At 45.6% G+C, this 20,343-nt stretch carries 23 protein-coding genes; 13 read left to right on the forward strand and 10 right to left on the reverse strand.

Annotated elements, in window-relative coordinates:
• The first annotated feature begins 10 nt into the window (after positions 1 to 10).
• The 7 genes from YC6258_RS13970 to aroC all read left to right on the forward strand — a co-directional run bounded on the left by YC6258_RS13970 (position 11) and on the right by aroC (position 5,643).
• Positions 11 to 1,030, forward strand: coding sequence for an NAD(P)H-dependent glycerol-3-phosphate dehydrogenase (locus tag YC6258_RS13970; RefSeq protein WP_082070721.1), 1,020 nt, complete (start codon positions 11 to 13; stop codon positions 1,028 to 1,030).
• 2 nt (positions 1,031 to 1,032) lie between these two features.
• The gene (locus YC6258_RS13975) at positions 1,033 to 1,383 is read left to right on the forward strand and encodes a DUF4389 domain-containing protein (protein WP_052830289.1); all 351 of its coding nucleotides are present in this window, start codon (positions 1,033 to 1,035) and stop codon (positions 1,381 to 1,383) included.
• The gene (sixA, locus tag YC6258_RS13980; RefSeq protein WP_044617529.1) at positions 1,380 to 1,814 is read left to right on the forward strand and encodes a phosphohistidine phosphatase SixA; all 435 of its coding nucleotides are present in this window, start codon (positions 1,380 to 1,382) and stop codon (positions 1,812 to 1,814) included. Before YC6258_RS13975 ends, sixA begins: the two co-directional genes overlap by 4 nt.
• A gap of 42 nt (positions 1,815 to 1,856) precedes the next feature.
• Positions 1,857 to 2,714 carry an alpha/beta fold hydrolase gene (locus YC6258_RS13985; protein WP_044617530.1) on the forward strand — a complete coding sequence of 286 codons (858 nt, stop codon included), beginning with the start codon at positions 1,857 to 1,859 and terminating at the stop codon, positions 2,712 to 2,714.
• Positions 2,715 to 2,716: 2 nt separating this feature from the next.
• Entirely contained in the window at positions 2,717 to 3,592 is an 876-nt protein-coding gene (locus YC6258_RS13990; RefSeq protein ID WP_044617531.1) for a DUF4892 domain-containing protein, read from the forward strand.
• Positions 3,592 to 4,491 (forward strand): 50S ribosomal protein L3 N(5)-glutamine methyltransferase, encoded by a 900-nt coding sequence (gene prmB, locus YC6258_RS13995; RefSeq protein ID WP_211264684.1) that lies wholly within the window; start codon positions 3,592 to 3,594, stop codon positions 4,489 to 4,491. The genes YC6258_RS13990 and prmB overlap by 1 nt, the downstream gene beginning before the upstream one ends.
• 63 nt (positions 4,492 to 4,554) lie before the next feature.
• Positions 4,555 to 5,643: a chorismate synthase gene (gene aroC, locus YC6258_RS14000; protein WP_044617533.1), complete on the forward strand. Its 1,089-nt coding sequence runs from the start codon at positions 4,555 to 4,557 to the stop codon at positions 5,641 to 5,643.
• An 8-nt stretch (positions 5,644 to 5,651) separates the two neighbouring features.
• On the opposite strand, the gene YC6258_RS14005 is transcribed toward aroC, so the two are convergent.
• Both YC6258_RS14005 and YC6258_RS14010 read right to left on the reverse strand, forming a co-directional pair.
• Positions 5,652 to 5,960: an MGMT family protein gene (locus YC6258_RS14005; protein WP_044617534.1), complete on the reverse strand. Its 309-nt coding sequence runs from the start codon at positions 5,958 to 5,960 to the stop codon at positions 5,652 to 5,654.
• Positions 5,960 to 6,622: a MaoC family dehydratase gene (locus YC6258_RS14010; RefSeq protein ID WP_044617535.1), complete on the reverse strand. Its 663-nt coding sequence runs from the start codon at positions 6,620 to 6,622 to the stop codon at positions 5,960 to 5,962. The genes YC6258_RS14005 and YC6258_RS14010 overlap by 1 nt, the downstream gene beginning before the upstream one ends.
• Positions 6,623 to 6,722: 100 nt before the next feature.
• Here YC6258_RS14010 and YC6258_RS14015 point away from each other — a divergent pair, with 100 nt between their 5' ends.
• Positions 6,723 to 7,103, forward strand: a complete 381-nt coding sequence (locus tag YC6258_RS14015; protein WP_052830290.1) for a DUF2914 domain-containing protein — start codon at positions 6,723 to 6,725, stop codon at positions 7,101 to 7,103.
• Here YC6258_RS14015 and YC6258_RS14020 read toward each other — a convergent pair.
• From YC6258_RS14020 to YC6258_RS14030, 3 genes are read right to left on the reverse strand one after another with little or no spacing between them, the layout of a single operon-like run.
• A complete protein-coding gene (locus YC6258_RS14020) occupies positions 7,091 to 8,236 on the reverse strand; it encodes a cation diffusion facilitator family transporter (RefSeq protein ID WP_044617536.1) in 1,146 nt (381 codons plus the stop codon). The genes YC6258_RS14015 and YC6258_RS14020 overlap by 13 nt on opposite strands.
• Entirely contained in the window at positions 8,208 to 8,903 is a 696-nt protein-coding gene (trmH, locus tag YC6258_RS14025) for a tRNA (guanosine(18)-2'-O)-methyltransferase TrmH (protein ID WP_044617537.1), read from the reverse strand. The genes YC6258_RS14020 and trmH overlap by 29 nt, the downstream gene beginning before the upstream one ends.
• A gap of 44 nt (positions 8,904 to 8,947) precedes the next feature.
• Positions 8,948 to 10,807 carry a beta-ketoacyl synthase gene (locus YC6258_RS14030; protein WP_044617538.1) on the reverse strand — a complete coding sequence of 620 codons (1,860 nt, stop codon included), beginning with the start codon at positions 10,805 to 10,807 and terminating at the stop codon, positions 8,948 to 8,950.
• Positions 10,808 to 11,030: 223 nt separating this feature from the next.
• On the opposite strand from YC6258_RS14030, the gene YC6258_RS14035 reads away from it, so the two are divergent.
• Positions 11,031 to 12,014 carry a GlxA family transcriptional regulator gene (locus YC6258_RS14035; protein ID WP_044620044.1) on the forward strand — a complete coding sequence of 328 codons (984 nt, stop codon included), beginning with the start codon at positions 11,031 to 11,033 and terminating at the stop codon, positions 12,012 to 12,014.
• Here YC6258_RS14035 and YC6258_RS14040 read toward each other — a convergent pair.
• The 3 genes from YC6258_RS14040 to arsC are packed head-to-tail and all read right to left on the reverse strand — an operon-like array spanning position 12,001 to position 13,345.
• The gene (locus tag YC6258_RS14040; protein ID WP_044617539.1) at positions 12,001 to 12,393 is read right to left on the reverse strand and encodes a hypothetical protein; all 393 of its coding nucleotides are present in this window, start codon (positions 12,391 to 12,393) and stop codon (positions 12,001 to 12,003) included. The two genes, YC6258_RS14035 and YC6258_RS14040, sit on opposite strands and share 14 nt — an antisense overlap.
• Complete coding sequence (gene wrbA, locus YC6258_RS14045; RefSeq protein ID WP_044617540.1) at positions 12,390 to 12,995, reverse strand: NAD(P)H:quinone oxidoreductase; 606 nt, start codon at positions 12,993 to 12,995, stop codon at positions 12,390 to 12,392. The genes YC6258_RS14040 and wrbA overlap by 4 nt, the downstream gene beginning before the upstream one ends.
• Positions 12,992 to 13,345 carry an arsenate reductase (glutaredoxin) gene (arsC, locus tag YC6258_RS14050; protein WP_044617541.1) on the reverse strand — a complete coding sequence of 118 codons (354 nt, stop codon included), beginning with the start codon at positions 13,343 to 13,345 and terminating at the stop codon, positions 12,992 to 12,994. The genes wrbA and arsC overlap by 4 nt, the downstream gene beginning before the upstream one ends.
• Before the next feature lie 59 nt (positions 13,346 to 13,404).
• Between arsC and YC6258_RS14055 the strand changes: the two genes are divergently transcribed.
• Positions 13,405 to 14,523, forward strand: a complete 1,119-nt coding sequence (locus YC6258_RS14055) for a YihY/virulence factor BrkB family protein (RefSeq protein ID WP_044617542.1) — start codon at positions 13,405 to 13,407, stop codon at positions 14,521 to 14,523.
• Complete coding sequence (locus YC6258_RS14060; protein ID WP_044617543.1) at positions 14,513 to 15,064, forward strand: sugar O-acetyltransferase; 552 nt, start codon at positions 14,513 to 14,515, stop codon at positions 15,062 to 15,064. Before YC6258_RS14055 ends, YC6258_RS14060 begins: the two co-directional genes overlap by 11 nt.
• Here YC6258_RS14060 and YC6258_RS14065 read toward each other — a convergent pair.
• A complete protein-coding gene (locus YC6258_RS14065) occupies positions 15,054 to 16,262 on the reverse strand; it encodes a DesA family fatty acid desaturase (RefSeq protein ID WP_044617544.1) in 1,209 nt (402 codons plus the stop codon). The genes YC6258_RS14060 and YC6258_RS14065 overlap by 11 nt on opposite strands.
• Positions 16,263 to 16,762: 500 nt before the next feature.
• On the opposite strand from YC6258_RS14065, the gene YC6258_RS14070 reads away from it, so the two are divergent.
• Both YC6258_RS14070 and YC6258_RS14075 read left to right on the forward strand, forming a co-directional pair.
• Positions 16,763 to 17,008: a DUF4266 domain-containing protein gene (locus YC6258_RS14070; RefSeq protein ID WP_052830292.1), complete on the forward strand. Its 246-nt coding sequence runs from the start codon at positions 16,763 to 16,765 to the stop codon at positions 17,006 to 17,008.
• Complete coding sequence (locus YC6258_RS14075; RefSeq protein ID WP_044617545.1) at positions 16,995 to 18,245, forward strand: DUF3570 domain-containing protein; 1,251 nt, start codon at positions 16,995 to 16,997, stop codon at positions 18,243 to 18,245. Before YC6258_RS14070 ends, YC6258_RS14075 begins: the two co-directional genes overlap by 14 nt.
• A gap of 498 nt (positions 18,246 to 18,743) precedes the next feature.
• Here YC6258_RS14075 and YC6258_RS14080 read toward each other — a convergent pair whose 3' ends face one another.
• A complete protein-coding gene (locus YC6258_RS14080) occupies positions 18,744 to 20,342 on the reverse strand; it encodes a DUF1501 domain-containing protein (protein ID WP_044617546.1) in 1,599 nt (532 codons plus the stop codon).
• Position 20,343 lies beyond the last annotated feature (1 nt).

The following is a 20,343-nucleotide window of genomic DNA, read 5'->3' on the forward strand; positions in this document are numbered from 1 at the left end:
GGGACTCTCTGTGTCGACAATCAAAAAAATATGTGTAATGGGCGGTGGTAGTTTTGGCACTGCCGTGGCGAATATTGTTGCTCAACATGATCGGGAAGTTAAGCTATGGATGCGTAGCGAAAAACAGGTGTCGGAAATTCTTGAGACCCGTATAAATTCCCGTTATTTACCTCGTTATGAGTTGCTCCCGAACCTGATCCCCACTGATGATCTAGAATATGCCTGCCAGGATGCAGATATTGTTTTTGTTGCCGTGCCCTCAAAAGCTTTCAGGGTTGTCATGGAAATGGCGATTCGTTTTATTCCCCAGAAGGCTCCTTTAATATCGTTGACCAAGGGTATAGAGCATGGCAGTTTTAAATTAATGAGCCAGGTGCTTAAGGAAATTGCCCCTAAGAACGAAATCGCAGTGCTGAGTGGTCCTAATCTGGCGAAGGAAATAGCGGAAGGGCAGTTGACTGCCACTGTTGTTGCAACTTACAACCCAACCATACGCAAAATCGTCCAAAAGCTGTTGAGTACACCCAAATTTAGGGTGTATGGCAACCCCGATACGTTTGGTGTCGAGCTGGCAGGAGCACTGAAAAACATATATGCCATTGCAAGTGGAATGGCAGCTGCATTGGGGATGGGAGAGAACACCCGGGCAATGATAGTTACCCGGAGTCTTGCTGAAATGAGTCAGTTTGGTCAGCATATGGGGGCTAATCCGATGACTTTTATTGGCTTGGCCGGAGTAGGGGATCTCATCGTCACTTGTACTTCACCATTAAGCCGTAACTTTAGGGTGGGTTATGAGGTAGGGTTGGGTCACAATCTCAAACAAGCCATCAAAATGACTGGAGAAACGGCAGAAGGGGTAAATACTCTTCGAATGGTAAAGGAGAAGGCTGATGAGCTCGGTATTACCATGCCCATCGTGTCCGGGTTGTATGAAGTGCTCTATGAGGGACGGGATGCCGCTGATATCGGAGCTTTACTCATGGTCGGCGAACCGGCCGAAGATGTGAAATTCCAATTGGGAGGTTAGTGATGAGTACAATCGTTCCGGAACCCGGACAAAGAGAGCGGATGGAAAACATCTGGATCCGTTGTTTATATATGGTTTTATATTTTCTGGTTCACAGGCTTGCAGCATGGATACTGTATTTTGTGGCAGTGATTCAGTTTCTGGTTGTTTTGTTCAGTAGGGAAAAAAACAAGACACTGGTTGATTTTGGTTGGTCGTTAAATCAATACATATTACAGGCAGGCCGGTTCCTGACGTTTGAGACGGACAGTAAACCCTTTCCGTTTAAAGATTGGCCTGTGCGGAAAGAAATGGAAGAAACTGTTTCTTCTGGTCAAACTACATCCGGAAAGTCGGAAGAGGAGACTGAATGAAGTTATTTTTGCTGCGTCATGGTCAGGCTGAGCCCTATCAAAATGATGACTTTTCCCGTCAGTTAACAGAAAAAGGCCGCCAACAGATTACTTCGGTGATTACCCATATTCAGCAACCAGAGCTAATAGTGGTCAGTCCTTTAGTCAGAGCACAGCAAAGTGCAGCGATTGTGGCAGATGCATTTGAGCCTTGTTCCAGAATGAATAGTGATACGTTGATTCCAGATTATAATCCCAGTGATGTGCTTTCCTGGCTGGAAGGTTGCGATGCTGACGTTGTTTTATTGGTTGGTCACAACCCGTTGCTGAGCCGATTGGTTAACTGGCTATCTGATAAGGAACAGTTTATCAATCTCGATACCGGAGGGCTTGCATGTTTGGAAGGTGATATTGTGGCACCCGATTGCATGACACTGCACTGGATTCGTTAGGAAGAATAATGACTTATCTATTGAACTCTATAGGCCGCGGTATTGAATAAAGCTGAACTGATCCTGGAAACGCCTTTTGGCAAAGTGGCAGGGTTGGAATGGACTTATCCAGCTGCTGAAATAAGAATTCCTTGTGTTTTTTTGCATGGTTGGCTTGATAATGCAGCCAGCTTTGATCATCTCATTCCCAGGTTGAACTGTTCGAAAGTCTATGTGCTGGACCATTATGGTCACGGCGGCAGTGCCCATCGGCGTGATCCTGGTTTTTATTCCATAATGGATCATGTGCTGTTTTGCCATGCTGCAATCGACGCGCTGAAACTTGATCGTTTTCATTTACTGGGGCACTCCCTGGGTGCCGTTGTTGCATCTTTATGGGCTTTGAGCGATCCGAGAATCGACAGGCTGGTCTGGTTGGATGCTGCCGGGAGCCTTAGTTCACCTTCTACGCACCGTCCAGAAAGCATTCGAACAGCAGTGCATCGTTTTTTTGAAAATCCCAGAAAATCCAGTTACGAGTCTCTGGAAGTTGCAGCGAAAGTTCGTGCCGGTGTTGACGAGCTATTGTCATACGACGCCGCTTACACGCTGGTGCAGCGGAACATGGTCCCGGATGGTGCGGGATATTATTGGCGCTATGACCCCGCTTTGAAGCTTCCGACTCCCATCAGAATGACTGAGGATGATGTTAGGGTTTGTCTAAGCGCCATTCATCAACCATTATTGATAGTGCTTGCAGAGCAAGGATGGCCGGTATTGAATCGGGATGAACTTGAGCAGCGTTTGCAGTGTGTACCTCATGCACAAGTATCATGGTTACCTGGTGGCCATCATTTTCATATGAATCCTATTGCTATGGGATTGCCCGAACTCATTAATCAGTTTCTTTCAGAGGTCTGACTATGCTGTCCAGGTTGAACAGACATATTTCCCGTTGGGCGTTGATGCTTATTATTATGGTCGGCTACTGCGGGTATGGTTATGCGCTAGAGATAAAGCCCTTGCAGTCTGATCATATGGTTATTGATCGCCAGCAGGAAATGAGTGGTTATCGCTGGTTTCAGGGAGCGGCTAAAAAGGTATCAGGCAGATATTTCGCGGATAAGGAGGAGCGTGTGAATGGTCTTCTGCACCGGCAAGTCTGGGAAATAGGGGCTGACGTTGATTCTAATGAAGCCCATCAGTTTATCTTCAGTCAGATCTTACCTTATGACGCAGATGTAATATTTGATTGTCGAGGACTCGACTGTGGTGTTTCCAATGTGTGGGCTAATCAACTATTTGGTGTGTCACAGTTATATGGTCGTGATACTGAGCAGGACTATACCACCGTGTCTTTTGTGCTCGATAAGCAGCCTTACATCCTGTCGGTTTACACGGTGCAGCGAGGAAATCGCAGGGTATATCAATTAGTTGATGTGCTTGCGTTAAAGGGAGATGTTGCACCCGTATCGGAAGTAGTTGCAAATATCGAACACGGGCATTTGGCATTTAATCCCGAAGACTTACAGGATCGTCGCAAGGCTGTTGAGTTGGCTGTGGCTCGCCTGAATGAATATCCGGAGTTGCGCCTGCTTATTGTAGGGCGCAGTACCGGTGGATCATTCTCTCAAAACCTCGAAGATAGCCGCAAGCTGGCAGAGCAGCAGAAAACAGAGCTGGTAGCGGCGGGTGTAGGAGTGGCACGTATCGATACTCTGGGTATTGGAGACTATGACAGTGATGCCAATGGTTCATTGTTAACGATAAACTCTTTGATAGAGTTATGGTTCAGGTGATGCATAATTTATTGACTATTCGCGATTACGTTCGTTGGGCGACGTCTGAGTTTGATCGTCGTCAGCTGTTTCTTGGTCATGGTTCAGACTCATATTGGGATGAGGCGACATTTCTTGTTTTGGGTGCTATTCATCTGCCGTGGGATTGTAGTGCCAATATCCTTGATGCACGTCTTACTGAAGAGGAAAAACAGCATGTTCAGACATTGCTGCGTCGTCGGATAGAGGACCATGTGCCCGTGCCTTATTTGCTTGGTGAAGCATGGTTTTGTGATTTGCGCTTCAAAATTAACGAACATACGCTGATCCCCAGGTCCCCAATTGCTGAATTAATTCAACATCGTTTTGCTCCATGGTTAAGTCAGGAACCTGACTCGATTCTTGATTTATGCACAGGAAGCGGATGTATAGGTATAGCTTGTGCTCATGAATTTGATCAGACTCGGGTGCTATTAACAGATATCAGTGCAGAAGCACTTGTAGTGGCGCAGCAGAACATCACTGACTACAGGCTTGAAGATCGGGTTTCGGTGTTGCATTCAGATTTGTTTTCGGCACTAACCGAAGCGCATCAATTTGATCTGATCGTCACAAATCCTCCGTATGTTGATGCTGAGGATTTTGCCGATATGCCAGAGGAGTACAGAAATGAACCCAGTCTGGCACTGGTGTCCGGGCATGATGGCCTGGATGCCTGCAAAGAGATTTTACGACGCAGTGCTGATCATCTCACAGAGCATGGTGTATTAATCTGTGAGGTTGGTAACAGTGCAGGTGCTTTGCAGGAGCAATATCCGGACATCCCGTTCACCTGGATTGAGTTCCAAAATGGCGGTTTTGGTGTGTTCCTGTTGACTAAAGCAGAGTTGCTGGAACATCGGCATTGGTTTGAGAATTAACCGAAGTTTAATGATCCATGTTATGATTTTGTTACTTTTTACTTATCTGTTTTAAGAAATTACATGTCAGGAAACACTTTCGGAAAATTATTTACGGTCACCACATTCGGTGAGAGTCATGGTCCGGCACTTGGTGCAATCGTAGATGGTTGTCCTCCGGGCTTATCGCTGACCGAAGAGGATTTGCAGGGTGATCTTGATCGCCGCAAACCAGGGCAATCCCGTTACACAACTCAACGCAGGGAAGCTGATCAGGTGAAGATTCTCTCTGGGGTCTTTGAGGGGGTGACGACTGGCACGTCCATTGGCTTGTTGATAGAAAACACGGATCAGCGCTCTAAAGACTACTCCAATATTAAAGATACTTTCCGTCCCAGCCACGCCGACTATACCTACACGCATAAGTATGGCGTTCGCGATTATCGTGGAGGGGGACGATCATCTGCTCGTGAAACCGCGATGAGAGTGGCTGCTGGATCGATTGCGAGAAAGTATCTGGCCACAAAAGGCATTTTGATTCAGGGTTATTTATCCCAGTTGGGCGCGATTAAAATAGATAGCGTGGATTTGGCAGAGATCAACAATAATCCTTTTTTCTGTCCGGATGTGGCAAAAGTGCCGGAAATGGAAGCCTACATGCAGGCTTTGAGTAAAGAAGGTAACTCTGTCGGTGCAGAAATAACGGTAGTGGCAACAGGTCTCATTCCCGGTTTGGGAGAGCCTGTATTTGACCGCCTGGATGCTGAATTGGCTCACGCATTAATGAGTATCAATGCAGTGAAAGGTGTTGAGATAGGTGATGGATTCTCTGTGGTCAGCCAGAAGGGAACCGAACATCGGGATGAAATGACTCCGGAAGGTTTTCTGAGTAATCACGCTGGTGGAATATTGGGAGGTATTTCTACCGGGCAAGACATTGTCGCGCGTATAGCTTTGAAGCCTACCAGCAGTCTGCGATTACCAGGTCGCAGTATCGACAAAAATGGTAATGCCATTGAAGTAGTGACTACCGGTCGTCATGATCCCTGTGTCGGAATTCGGGCTACTCCCATTGCCGAAGCCATGATGGCGATCGTATTGATGGATCATTTGCTTCGCCATCGTGGCCAGAATACGGATGTTCAGGTGAGTACCCCGGTGCTGAAGGGCTAAGTTTGTCTTTACGTCTGTAGCCAGTGATGTTCTCTGGCTATTTTCCCATTCGGGTCGAACGTCACTCCTTCTTGTTCCAGTAATTGTCGTTGTTTTTTTGCACCAGGATGATCGGAAACTTTCATTTGCGAATTGATAACTCGGTACCAAGGCAACTTTGATCCTTCAGGGGTTATTCGCAAAGCTCTTGCAACCATTCGGGCAGAACAGTTAGGAACCATTTTGGCAATGGCGCCATAACTGATAACCTGACCTTTGGGAATGCTGCCGATAATGGAGTAAATTGCCAGATATCTTTCGTCAGATAGCTCTGCCATTAAAAATATAAACGCATTACGGTTTGAGCAACACACGCAGGCCTGCGACAGTTTTCGATGTCAATTGTGTGCTCCATCACCACTTCCAGCCCTTTGCGAATTTCAGAAACGCCAATATAGCGGGAGCGGGCTCTAATGCGGTTGCCGGGTTTGACCGGAAAGTGAAAACGAACCTGATTCAAACCATAGTTGACACACATTTTAGCATCGGGAAACGGGGGTGTGTTTTCGTCCACGGTTTCTGTCAAATAGGGGATCATGGACAGAGTCAGAAAACCGTGGGCAATCGTCTGTTTGAAAGGAGATTCCCGTTTTGCCTTTTCGGGATCTGTGTGTATCCATTGTTGGTCTTTAGTGACACTCGCAAATTGGTCAATTTGGTCTTGTTCAACGGTGTACCACTTACCAACAAAATATTCCTGGCCGATCTGGGCATTGATATCATCCAGGATATGCTGATATGGAGCGGTGGTGGGAATATATCCTTTATTCGTGGATACTTCTCCGTTTACCTGCCCAAGCAGTTGATGCCAGTGGGCATTGATCGTTTGGCTGATCTCTGCCCAATAGTCCTTGATCGTTGGCGAGATCATGTCGCTTACATCAAAGCTCTTTTGAGCAAGAATTTCTTTTTTCTTTTTTAGAAAATCGATCACATCCATCTTAACGTCCTTAGTCGCTCCCGCCTCAATAGTTTACAATAATAAAGCTGCGCTATCTTATGCAACAGCTGATGAATTTTCACTATACAAGGAGAAAAAAATGTCGAGATTTGCAATTACTATATGTTTGGTAATTCTTAGTTTTACCGCATTTGCAGAAAATGGTTTTGTGGGTCGCGCTTCAGTGACTTCAGGGATCGTGGATCGTGAGCCGGTGGATGAATTGAATGTAGTGCCTCTGGAAACTGACAAGCTATATTTCTTTACTGAACTTATGCAGTTTCAGGGAGAACAGATTCGCCATATATGGAAATACAAAGACGAGGTTATGGCGACAGTCACCTTTGATGTTAAAGGGCCAAGATGGCGGGTCTATTCAAGCAAAAATATGCTGCCTGAATGGGTTGGAGATTGGACTGTCGAAGTTCTGGATCAAAATGACAATCTGATCAGCAGCTATCAGTTCAGCTACGGACCGTAGGTTCTGATTTGCTTCAATATCCTGATTGAGTCGAGCCATGATATTTCTTCAATGGCTCGTTCAGCTTCTTCATAAATACACTCATCAAATTCGTTAAAAATTAGTACGGTGTGAACTTTCTGCTGATAAAAATGAATGATCAGGTCATCATAGTGGCTTAGCGCGGGATAGTTTTTTAGCGCGGATTCTATTTCAGGCCTGAGAGGGGCAAGGGTAGGACTTTCAGAGACGTTGTCGGCTTCATAGTCGACATGTAGTGTAATGTCCTGAACATCCTGTTGGCTGGCTCTTAGCTTTCTCATGGCCCAATCTCCAATCTGGTGTCCCTCGGAAACTGAGATGTCTGATGCCACCTGTATGTGAGCATCAATAAAAATATGATTACTCATTAGACGCCCTCTCAACATATGCGTGTTGCGCACACCCGGGATTGATGACAGTGTCTTGGAAATCTCGTTTTTAAGTTCAGCTGAAATACCATGATCCACCAGTTGTTGAATTGCATCCCAGGCTAAAGAGAAACCCATCTTGGAAATTAAAACCGCTACAAACAGAGCTGCAATAGTTTCAACAATCGGGTAACCCGCCAAGGTCGATAGAACACCAATAAATACAACCAGTGAGGAAAATGCATCTGATCGATGATGCCAGGCATTTGCTTCCAATAAAGGAGAGCGTATTTTTTTTGCGGCGACCAGGGTAAAACGGTATTGCCATTCTTTGCATAGTAAGGAGATAAATACTATTGCGAGAGAAAACCAGCTTGGCTGTACATCTGAAGTGGTATTGATCAGGTCCGAGCCATACTCGTACCCCATGGAAATGCCAACGATCAGTAGAATCGATCCAAGTAATACTGTACCAAGAGTCTCGAATCTGGCATGTCCGTACGGGTGATTTTCATCGGGGTCATTATGGGAAAACCTATTGATGACCAGTATTAAAATATCCGATATCAGGTCGCTGAATGAATGCAATGCATCTGCAATCAAGCCGCTTGAATGATAGATCGTTCCGACAATGAACTTGCCGGTTGCCAGAACAATATTGATGATCATTCCATACGCGGTAATATTCCGCATGACTATCTGGCGGTTTTGAGAGTCATTCTCGTTGGTTGATTGCTTTGACATTTTGTGTCCACTGTTCCGAGTAAATAATCCCACCATCTTTATCAAGCGCTGGGTAGGCTATGTTATTCGAATCGCAGAAGTCTGCCAATTTCGGGTAGCACCAACGGAAAAGTTTTCGATCAAATGCATGCCGTGTCATTTGATTCTGATTGTACAAATCATTCTCAACTCTTTGACGCATAGCCTCGCTTAGAATAATGGCTGCCGCTACCGAGACATTATATGACTCAACCATGCCAAACATTGGAATAATCAAGTGATGATCGGCGAGGTGTGCTATTTCGTCGCTGATACCCGGCTTTTCTGCGCCAAGAATAATAGCCGTCGGCTGAGAAAAATCGTAATCGTAGTAATTTGTTGCTTGGGCAGAGAAATGAGCAGCACAAATTGTAAATCCGGAATTTCTGAGAGTTGATACTGCCTGTGTTGTCTGTTCATGCAGGACAACGTCCACCCATTGGCCAGAACCACCGGATGTTCTTCTGTGTAGCTGGTATTGACCTTTGTCGTCAAGAGATACATGGACTGTATCAAGCCCCACTGCATCGGCCGTACGTAGTAAAGCTGACAGATTTTGGGTTTTGTGTACGCCGTCAGTAACGACTGTCAAACTGGTTTGTCGATGCTGCAGAACAGACTTTATTTTGTGGAATCTTTCGGGAGTCATAGCTGGAATAAACGCCTTAAGGGTCCCCTTAAGGCGTTGTTAAATTATAAATACTCAGAATAGTCCGTATCGAACTCAAACTGAATGGCGTTTTTAAACTGAGTTAGTTGCACAGATGTTGCCGAGAGGGTGACATCTTTTTCATCCATAACAGACTGGCCAAACTGATAAATCACTGATTCACGGCCACTCATGGCAACTTGATCATAAGCGGCAACCGCTTCGACAACCGCTTCATTCAGTTTATGGTAGCTGGTCATTTTCTGGTGACCGTGCTTGGCCTGTAGCATATTCTGAGTTTGTTGTGGGGAGAGAATCAATGCAGACGCATTGTTACCACCAAAACCTTTGGAATTAATAATGCTGGCCAACATGTCTTCGCCTTTGAGTCCGGCTGCTTTGTGTTCCATCAATATGTCCAGGTGACTGGTATGAACGTCATCAGCAATTTGATCGATGGTTTTAATGCCGGGGATGTAACCGTCATTCCAGACTCCTAATGAAGCGACAATCTGGTCCAGACCAGCAGGGCCCAGGGAGTGACCGACGTAACTTTTGATGGCGGCAACCGGCCAGTTGGTAATGCCAAATGTTTGGGCAACCTCATTGAGAATGTGGCTTTCGGTTACCCGATTCTGGGGTGTACCAGTGCCATGTGCCTGAACAAAAGATCGTTGTACTCCTTTTTCTCCCAGTAAATGCCGTGCCAGTGCGGCGGATTTGGCAATCGTAATGTAGTTTCCAATACCAGGAGCAGAAATGGATTTTTTATTGGCGTCAGCATTCACAAATACGTCAGCCACGGCGCCGTGAATATTCGCGCCAAGTTCAAGAGCCAGTTCATCGTCCATCAGGATCATGAACTGACAGGATTCCGCCATAGTGAATCCTGCATTGGTTGAGAATGGGCGACAGGCACGACGGTTATCGACAACAGCAGCGTTATCCAGCTTGCGCAGTTGCTCATCATTGGCCAGTGCACCCATCACCGCAAAGCCCTCGATAATTTCAGGAACGATAGGGGCTTCAGATGCACCGACGATTACAATTCTGGATCTTCCAGATTGAATGTCGTTAATACCCTGACGAAGGTTGTACAGAGATGTGGCACAGGCACCGATGTTGCTGCCGGTGGTACCGACGCTGTTGATGATATAGCTGTTGATAAAATCCGCAGGCATTTCGGGCAATGTCAGTGCCATCATTTTGGTACTGATGCGATTGCCTTTCATTGGATTTTGATAAAGTCCTGCAAGCCCACTATCGTCCATTTGGGAAATGGCTGAACCGGCATAGACTGAAATCTGGTCAGGACGAACGTGTTGAAGGGCTGTCTCCCAGCTTATTCCCAGGCTGTTTACCGCATCAGAAGCACCATACACTGTCATTTGCAGACCGCGTGGGTGGTGTTTTGAGTGATAGAGACTGCCAGGGTTGAATCCGCTGGGGAGCAGCCCTGCACTCGATACAGTGCTCTTATAGCTGCCCGGTACCAGTATATCCAGATCGCTGCTGACCTGTACGGAGACTTGTCCGTTGTCGATGTCCGTAATATTCCATGTTGCAGGTGGGTTTTCCGGTAATTCACTTTTCTTGGCCGTGAACTGGAAGCCCTTACTATTTTTCAGCGCAGCCCGACGTTGATAAAAAACCTTGTCTGGGTTGTAGTGACTGTTTTCCTCAATACGACGGATGAGGGTACCCTGTTTGATTCTTTCGATTGTCTCGACATTGAGGCCCTGACTGATGTCGATATTCATGCGATTTGCGAGATCAGTCCAGGTATTGATCATGGCTGTTTCACTAAGAGCTTCGTGAACCATTCTTTTATATGCATGATGTGATGAGCTGCGGCCCGCCGCATTCATACCGCCAAAAGACACTATTACCGGTAATTTTGCCATTTTCTGTTTCCTCAATAGTCTTATACACAAACAGATTGAATTCCTGTCTGTGTTAATCCGGTGGTCACTCGCCCATGCGGAGTGTCAGTTTTGAAGTCTGTGCCATACCGCTTGGCAGATTATAGTTATCCATCGGACTTTAAATGATTGAATGAGGCTAGTTTAATTGACCATATTGACGATATCATGTGGTGATCTGGCCAATATGGTTGCTAATCTCGCCATGAGTAAAATTGTTTTTGCGCTATATCCAAAAGCCCTGGTCACTGGAATCAGTGGACCTATGGAAATGTTTCAGGCTGCTGAACAGCTTTTACGGCTGCAAAAGTTGTCTATTCCTCCATCAATCGTACAAACAGTTTCCCTGGAGGCAGGATGGGTGGAAGGGGTTGGCGGGCTCAAAGTCATGGCTGATTTGACAGTAGATCAGTGTGATCATCCGGATTTTATTTTTATTCCGCCATTGTGGGGTAATCCGTTGCCCACTATTCGGACCCAGCAAGGTCTCGCACAGTGGATAAGAGAAATGCATCAGGCTGGAGCCACCGTTATTGCCACAGGAACGGGTGTTTGCCTGCTGGCTGAATGTGGCTTATTGAATGGTAAGCCGGCCACTACTCATTGGTTTTTCTTTGACCGATTTCGAAAACTGTATCCAGAGGTTGAACTGAACGTTCATAAATTTATTACCTATCAGGATGGAATTTATTGTGCTGGCAGCATTAACGCGTTAACTGATTTGGTTATTTTTTTAATAAAGCAACATTATGGTACCAAGGTCTCCGGCATCGTTGAACAGCACTTTTCCCATGAAATCAACCGAACTTTTGATGCTCAGTTTTTTTCCGGAGAGGGTCAATTACATCATGACGAAGATATTATCCGGGCGCAGGACTGGATTAACGGTCGCTGGAATCAGGAAGTGGTATTAAGCGAATGGGCCCGGGCTATTGATATGCCGGTCAGAACATTTAATCGTCGCTTTTTAAAGGCCACCGGTATGACACCTATTGAGTATTTGCAAGCCATGCGTATACGCATGGCCATGGATATTCTGCGAGACAGTAATTTGAATGTTACTGAAGTGTCTGAGTTGAGTGGTTATCGTGATTCCGGATATTTTACCCGGTTGTTTAAAAAAATATCCGGTGTTTCACCTGCAGAGTATCGTAAGATCGTGCGCAGCAAGTTATTTATGGCTGAGTAGATTTTTGCCTGGCTTTAAAGGCTTTTTTGGCGACTCTTCCCACTTTCACACAATGCCATAGTGCGTAGCTGATCAATACCAGTTGCGCCAGAGCAAATAGGCTGTGGGTGCTCAGTAGAGACATGAGTGATACCAGAAAATAGAAAATCAAAGCGAAGTCCAGATAACTGATTGCTTTGATGGAAGGACGAAAAAGCCAGACTACAAAAATCAATAACAGAATGGTTTTGACGATCATTATGAATAATCCGGCAATCAGCCATTGAGTTGTATCAGCATTTTCTGGAAGTGTTTTACCCCACCAGTGCTGAGCCCAATACAAGACTAAAAGGATCGCAATAGCGATATGAATTAAGCGATATTTGTGACGGGTATTCATGCGGATCCTGATGATTGATGCAGAGCCAGGCTGATGGTGGCCACACGTTTACCGAGTGCCCGGCACAGACTGACTTCCTGTTTTGAAAGTTCATGTTTTGTCTGATGGAAATGTCCGCTGGCCCCATAAGGGGAGGCGGATGACTGGGTATCATGCAGTGCCGCTTCAGTAAATGGGATGCCGCTGATCAGCATGCCATGATGCAGCAAGGGAATCATCATGCTCAGTAAAGTACTTTCCTGTCCACCATGCAGTGTAGATGTGGCGGTAAAGAAAGCCGCAGGCTTTCCTGCCAGCTCTCCATTCAGCCACTCCTCACTGGTATTGTCCCAGAAATATTTCATGGCAGACGCCATGTTACCAAATCGGGTCGGACTGCCCAGGATCAAGCCTGTGCAGCTTTTCAACTCCTGTTTGGTGCAATAAGGCGCTCCCTGATCTGGGATGGTTTGAGGGGTATGAACATTTTCTGATGTGACAGGGGGGACCGTACGTAACATGGCTTCACAGCCGTCGACACTGTCAACACCAACGGCGATCTGTCTGGCCATTTGTTCGGTACCACCGTTACGGGAATAATACAGAATCAGAATGCGATTCATTTAAATAAATCCAGAACCTGTTCGGGAGGGCGACCGATACGGGCTTTGCCCTGATATGAAACAATCGGTCTTTGCATCAGTTTGGGTGTGGTAACGATTGCGTCCAGTAATTGTTCGTCTGTGAGATTTTCAGTACCCAGGCCCATTTCTTTATATTCATCTTCACCGGAGCGGATAATATCTCTGACCGGCAGTTCGAGTTCTTCCAGCAGCTGTTTCAGTGATGGTTTGGTCAGAGGATTGTTGAGATACAAGTGTATGTCATGTTCGATATTGTGCTGTTCAAGTAATTTAAGTGTTTCTCTGGATTTTGAGCAGCGTGGATTATGATAGATGATTGCTTTGGTCATAGTGTGTCCATTAGCTTAGCATTATTAATTGTTCTACCCGATATGGTGTTGTATCCGGCATGTTGAAGTTTGTCATACATATTTTTAACGATTTTAATCGTCTTGGACTGCAGCGCACAGCTGCACAGCTGGCCTTTTCAAGTTTGTTTGCTTTGGTGCCTTTATTTGCCTTGTCGTTGCAGGTGCTACTGCTGCTGCCGGTATTGTCTCAATATACTGATCAGGTGGTAACGCTGATTATTGAGCGGATTATACCTGAAGGATTGGCGACTTGGAGGTTCAAAATCGTCGAGTGGCTTTCGGGTTTACGCCAGATATCTGTGCTGGGTATCGTTATTTTTGCGGTGTCCACGCTGTTTTTTATGAGCGGTCTGGTGAATGCCATTAATCAGATATGGGAAGTTCCGTTCAGTGCTGTCAGGGTTTTCCGGGTATGGCTGTCACTATTGATGGTGCCTTTGGGGTTGGCGGTCATCGTGTTTCTGGAAACGTTCAGTCAGTCAGTGCAATGGTTAAACCAGCTGAGCGGGATTCAGGTAAGTCATAATCTGAAGTTCTGGGCGGGTCCGCTGATTGGCATATTGTCGCTGTGGTTGATTTACTCCCGTATTCCAGCGGTTAAGGTTGATAACCGGAAATCCCTGGTTGTTGCAGTGATAACGATGCTGGCGATGTCGGCATTAAGTCAGTCATTAATGCAGCTTGTTCGTTTGATGCCCAGCCTGGAACTGATGACAGGGATACTCTCGACACTGCCATTGATTATGCTGTGGATATACTGGCTGGCCATTTTTTTGCTGCTCGGAGCCCTGGTTCTGAGGCATTGGCAGATTGGGCAGTTAACTCCGTTAAATGTATTGAGTTTCGACCAATTGATAGATTTATTATGCTTTCTTCGTCGTCATCGAGAGATGTCTTTGAACGATGCCATTGCTCTGGATATCAACCCCAAAAACTGGGAGACCATTTCCGAGTTCCTGGTTTCCAACCGACTTGCCACGAATTCAGAGCAACAGAATATGGTGTTACAAACAGAAGGTTTACAACAGCCTTTCAGTGTTTGTTTGCCGTTGATCTGCCATCGCTATTTAAAGGAAAGCGACCCTGGATATCTCGTATTGCAGCCATTGTCACAGACCTCCATTGAACAATTACTGGGATCTCTTGATGTTAACTGAGCGGGAAAAGATGTTATCCGGACTGCCTTATGATTCGCGTGACGGAGAATTGATCAAGTTGCGGAAAAAAGCACGTGAGATATGCGGTCGCTATCAATCACAATATAGCCAAGGGCATTTGCAGCATGTGTTGCAACTAATGGCAGCCTTTGGGTCCCAATGTTACCTGGAGCCCGGCATCCAGCTTGATTATGGATGTCACATTCATATCGGCGATCGTTTCTATGCCAATTTTAATTGTATCTTTTTGGATTCTGCACCCATACGAATCGGCAATGACGTGTTGTTGGGACCAGGCGTACAGCTCATCACCAGTTCCCATCCGTTGCAGCCATCATCTCGTTTGTCAGGCGAGCAGAGTTGTTTGCCTATCAATATCGGTAACAACGTTTGGATTGGTGCAAATGCGGTGATTCTTCCTGGAGTATGTATTGAGGACAATGCTGTCGTTGCAGCAGGGGCTGTAGTAACTCAGGATGTATCCGCAGGAACTCTGGTTGCTGGAGTTCCTGCGATTATGAAGAAAGCCCTTATATCGTAATCGGGATTGGTTGGGGCTTCGTGGAGTATCTGCGCAGTTGTGAGGCAAATTCTTCAAGCACCTGTATACCGGATGTCTCTGCCTGTTCTATCCAGTTTTTCAGGCTATGTAGCAATTCTTCGGCGCTCGCGGACCGTTTGCTCCATGCATCAATCAGGTCATTATGCAGCTGATAGACGGTTTTCATCATGGAATTGTTTTGCAGCAATTGTCTTAATTGTTCCTGCTGATGGTTTGGTATCAGTGTGTTGTGCCTCGTCAGCAGTATTTTGGCCCGTTTGAAGTATTTTTTGTCGAGTTCTGGGTTATTGGCCGATTCGCTGCGGATGATTGGATGGATCACCTGTTTTTTGAACAAGGCCATGACACGAAAGCGGTCATTGGCCAGTGCCAGAGCAGTATCAAGGTCAAACTTGGTTTTGTTCTTGATTTGATGGGCAACGGGACCTCTGCGGATGTTGGTAATCAGGCCCAGGCGTGCAAAGATCTGAATGTAAAACCAACCGATATCGAATTCATACCATTTTGATGAAAGTTTGGCTGAGTTGGGGTAGGTATGATGATTGTTGTGTAATTCCTCGCCGCCAATGATGAGTCCAATGGGTGAAATGTTTCTGGAAGCATCGGCGCATTCAAAGTTCCGGTAACCAACAAAATGCCCAATACCGTTTACCACTCCTGCAGCCCAGAATGGAATCCAGATCATCTGGATGGCCCAGACAGAGATTCCCAGAGGGCCCATTAGAATCAGATTCATAATCGCCAGCAGCGTGACACCCCATATGTTGGCTGCCCATTTCTTATTGCCATAAAGATTGCGCTCCAGCCAGTCATCGGGGGTGCCCCGGCCGTATCTGTCCAGCATCTCAGTGTTACTGGCGGCGGATTGATACAGTTCCGCCCCTTCCTTCAGCACTTTTCGCAGTCCCAAAACCTGCGGACTGTGTGGGTCGTCGACAGTTTCGCATTTTGCATGATGCTTACGGTGAATTGCCGTCCACTCCTTGGTCACCATGCTGGTTGTGAACCATAACCAGAACCTGAAGAAGTGAGCCAGGAGGGGATGAAGATCCAGGGCTCTGTGGGCAGAGTGCCGATGCAGATAAATAGTAACGCTGATTATGGTGATATGAGTAAAAACCAACGCGTATAAAATAATCTGAGACAGAGACCAGTCGAAGAGGCCGGTATAAATCATAATAAACTCTTTTGGTTGTCTGAAAATCTAGGGGAATCTTTGAAAAACAGAAATAGGTTCATGTTGATAGAGATACTCCATCTGAAGAATTGCTGACCAAGTATTCTCCATTGATAACTGATAAGGCCTGTATCCCCGTGAGATGCAGACAATCAGTACACAAATAAATCATTTTTCACAGATTTCCCGGTTGTTGATCAATAAACAAGGGTAGCGGCGACCAGAATGATTGTCGAGATGAGGCAATGATTGCTGATCCTGCTCTTTAGTATAGTCTTTTTTAACGCTGTTTGATGACTTATATGGACATAAACTGACAGTTTGGGGAACTCACCGGTTGCATTTTAAAAAAGAGCTTATTTTTGCTGTGAGAGCATTCACAAACAGGTCGGGAATGACTCCTTTTTAAGGTGTTTTTTGCTAGTGTGTGGGCTATAAAAATGTAATTGTCTAGAAAACTAATTAGTCCTGATCACTCTTAAAACCGGAAGTAAGAATTTATGTGCCGATTGAAGAAGGCGCTGGTGGTAACTCTGATAGGTGCCGGTCTGACTGGCTGTTCCACATTTCAAAGCGCGTTTACCTATGAAAATGTCAAGCCATGGGAAAAAGGTATCCTGGCAAAGGATTCCATGGCTCTTAGTGGAGATCCATTGGATTCATATGTCGATGGTCATATTTATTTCAGTAAGGAAGCCTCTACTGGCGGAACTAGTGTAGGAGGCGGCGGTTGTGGCTGTAACTGATCGTAAACATTTTCGAATGTCTTTGACGGCTGCTACTGCGGGACTGCTCGCAGGTACGGCGGCAACGACGAAAGCTGAAGAGCTTTATAATGATTGGAAGGTTGAACTTGGTTATCTGCGTTACCAGGAAGCAGATCGTGTCAGTGTAGATTCCTATATTGCAGATCTGGGAGGTAATTTAAGTAACTCTGATAATATTCAGGTCGGTATTGTTTACGATACGATGACAGGCTCCACACCAACGGGCGCAATTCCTGGAGAGGATTCTGTGACGATCACCGGGGTATCCGGCGGTAGTGTCAGTGCAGGTACCAGCAACGGTGCTTTAGCGCCATTCGATGATACCAGGTTGGCTTTGGATAGTACCTGGACGCACGAATTTAAACGTCAGATCAGAACCAATGTGGGTGTCTATACATCGGTAGAGAGTGATTATACCGCTATTGGTGGTAGTTTGGGGGGAGAGTACGATACTGCATCCCGTAACACTACATTCTCCTTAGCGTTGGGCTTTGCATCTGATGAGATATCTCGTACCGGTGAAGAAACCCCTGAGCCTTTAGCGGACATAAAAGATGCGGAAATGTACGGTCCTGGTCGTAAAAATACCTTTGATGGTCTGATTGGGTTCAGCAAGGTATTAAATAAATATACGATTGCTCAAATGAATTATAGTTTCAGTAGGTCTGTTGGTTATCACACCGATCCATACAAAGTGGTTTCTGTTGCAGATGAGGAAGACAATTTTTATAAAAATATTTATGAAAAGCGTCCTGCTGAAAGAACTCGTCATATTCTCTATTCCAAAATTAATCACGAGTTACCTCAGTCTGGTAACCATTTGATGGCCAGTTATCGTTATTATTTGGATGACTGGGGTATCCGTTCTCATACTTTGGAATCGTCATATGCATTTAACGTGAAGTCCGATGCTTTTGTGATGCAACCATTCGTTCGGTTGTACTATCAAAATGCAGCTGATTTCTATCAGCGGACGATAGAATACGATGAAACCATAGATGGCAAGTATTATGTTGAACCTGACTATGTTTCGGCAGACTTAAGGTTGGCGGAAATGTTTGCCTATACGATAGGCGCTAAGATGTCCTATCAGACTCAAAAGTACGGAACAGTCAGTTTGAGGGTCGGGTACATGGACCAAAGTTTCTATAATGCTGTATTCGATGAAAACAAGGCGCTCTTTGTCTCTATTTCATTTGGGCAGGATTTTGAATGATATTGTGAGACGTTAAAATCACCTGTCGGGACCTTTTTAAAAGTCCGATATTCTTTATGGATGTCGGGCTTTTTTTTGTGAGTAGGGATTTTATGGCCTATTTGAAAATGAAAAGTAGGTCAAGTCTTAGCAGTAATGCACCAAGAAATATTAGATTTTTACGGCAATGATATCGATAGTTTTTAAGCGCGGACTTATTAATAATATGGTCGGCCAGAAGCCTGATTTTGGTCGGAATGTAGCTAAGGATTAATGTTAATTTTTACGTTACCAGAAACGGTTCTTGATAGATGATAATCGATTGTGGTTATTGGAAAGACATAATGCATACATCTCAATCTCAGACCTCTATAGTCTGTATGCGGCATATGCTCTGAAATAAGTTGTACTCATTTCCAATGCCTCGTTAGTAGCTCAGAGTTTATATAAGGAAAAATACTGTCTTTTTAAGTTCTTGAAGAGCCCGGCAACAGATGTTGCCGGGCAAAGGGGGGGGTATCAGCTCTCGTCTTCGAGGGTTTTATCCCCTTGTGGATTGTACGTGGGATCGGCTGTCATGATGTGTGGGTTAGTGGCTCCAAAATAGCGATAAGTGGAAGCTGCCACTGACATAGGCTCCCAGGTTTTCGAGCCATTGTCCGGAACTGTATATTGATTGTTAGTGCCGGTTTGCCCTGCACGGATTGTCTCGCCAATCACGTTTCCGAGAGCTCGCCTGCTCGATATCCCAGCTCCTCCAAACGTATAAAGATTCTGGTTGTTACCATGGTCCCAGCCACCGGAATCGTTGAGATTGACCCGGCGACCAAAGTCCCCCATAACATTGATAATAATGTTGCTGGTGTTTGTCCGGGTTTTACCACCAAGAGTTGTAATCCCGTTTCTGCCAGCCCATTTGATATGTTTCATGGCGACATCTATGGCCTGCATGACTCGCAGCATTCTCCGTCTATAACCGTCTCTGTCAATGCCGTTATTGTGATCATCCCAACCGCCAAGTCCGTCAGTTCCCACTGTCGCATACAGTGTTTGGGGGTTGTGTAGCATGAGCGTAACAGCCGCTTTCAAGCGCTGTGCAAATCCTGTGTTGGGGTATTGCAGCCGACTATCGGTGCTCAGTAGGTTATGGCCAAAATCTGAGTGCAGGGATATATCATTGCTTGTATTAACACCGCCTGGTACTACAGGCAGGTTGTCATCACTTAGAAGTGCACTCAGGCTTGTCATTCTGTCTGCCAGTTCGGCTCTCTTATTAAGTGCACTCCATACTCCGTTATATTGTGATTGCTGGCTTGCGATTACATTTTGGGCCATCGCATTGATTGCAGTTTCAGAACTGGTGAGATCGCCTCGGGTATAGGGGTTGTTGAATTGGTTGTCCATGGTAATGCCGCGAAGATTCAGTGGCATGGTATTTTCCGGGTCGAGAGCATAGGATGTGGAGTTACCCTCAAATGAAACAAAAGGCAGGACAAAGCCATTTGCGTCACTTGGCATAGGGTCGCCATCAGCAAAGGTGGTACTTTTATAAGAACTGAAATTACTATTAATCATCAAGGCCAGACGAGTACCGACTCCAGGAGCATTTTCTATATCCAGTGCGCCCTTGTGAGACATAAAAATACTTTCGCGGTGAGATTGGGTAGGTGATTTTTGTTTGTAAATAGTGCGATAGAGATTCATGTCAGCACTGCTTAACATGTTTTCCATGAAGGCTCCACCGGCAGAATACCAGCAGCCATTGGCAGTAATCTCACCATTGGGATTGTCAGTTCTCTTGAGCAGAATATTTCCGCCAAACGCGTTGCCGTCAGAGTAACTGTTTTTGGAATTTGTATTGATGCTGTTATTGGTCCCCGTATCTCCCATTCCATTCTGTGCCATATTGGTAAGATTGCCTGCGAGTTCAGAAGCCCCTCCATAAAGAAATATATTAATCACCTGGGGCATCACAGCAGGAGCACTTATGTTGGCATTAGCGTAAGTAGGGCTATACGCATAAGCTTTGTTGGCCAAGAAAGGCAGACTGAAACTGGCTGGTAATGCCACAGTGGAAGAGCCAAGAGCGGCAGTTTTTAAAAAGCTTCTACGTTTCATC

The sequence above is a fragment of the Gynuella sunshinyii YC6258 genome, assembly GCF_000940805.1.
GTDB lineage: Bacteria > Pseudomonadota > Gammaproteobacteria > Pseudomonadales > Natronospirillaceae > Gynuella > Gynuella sunshinyii.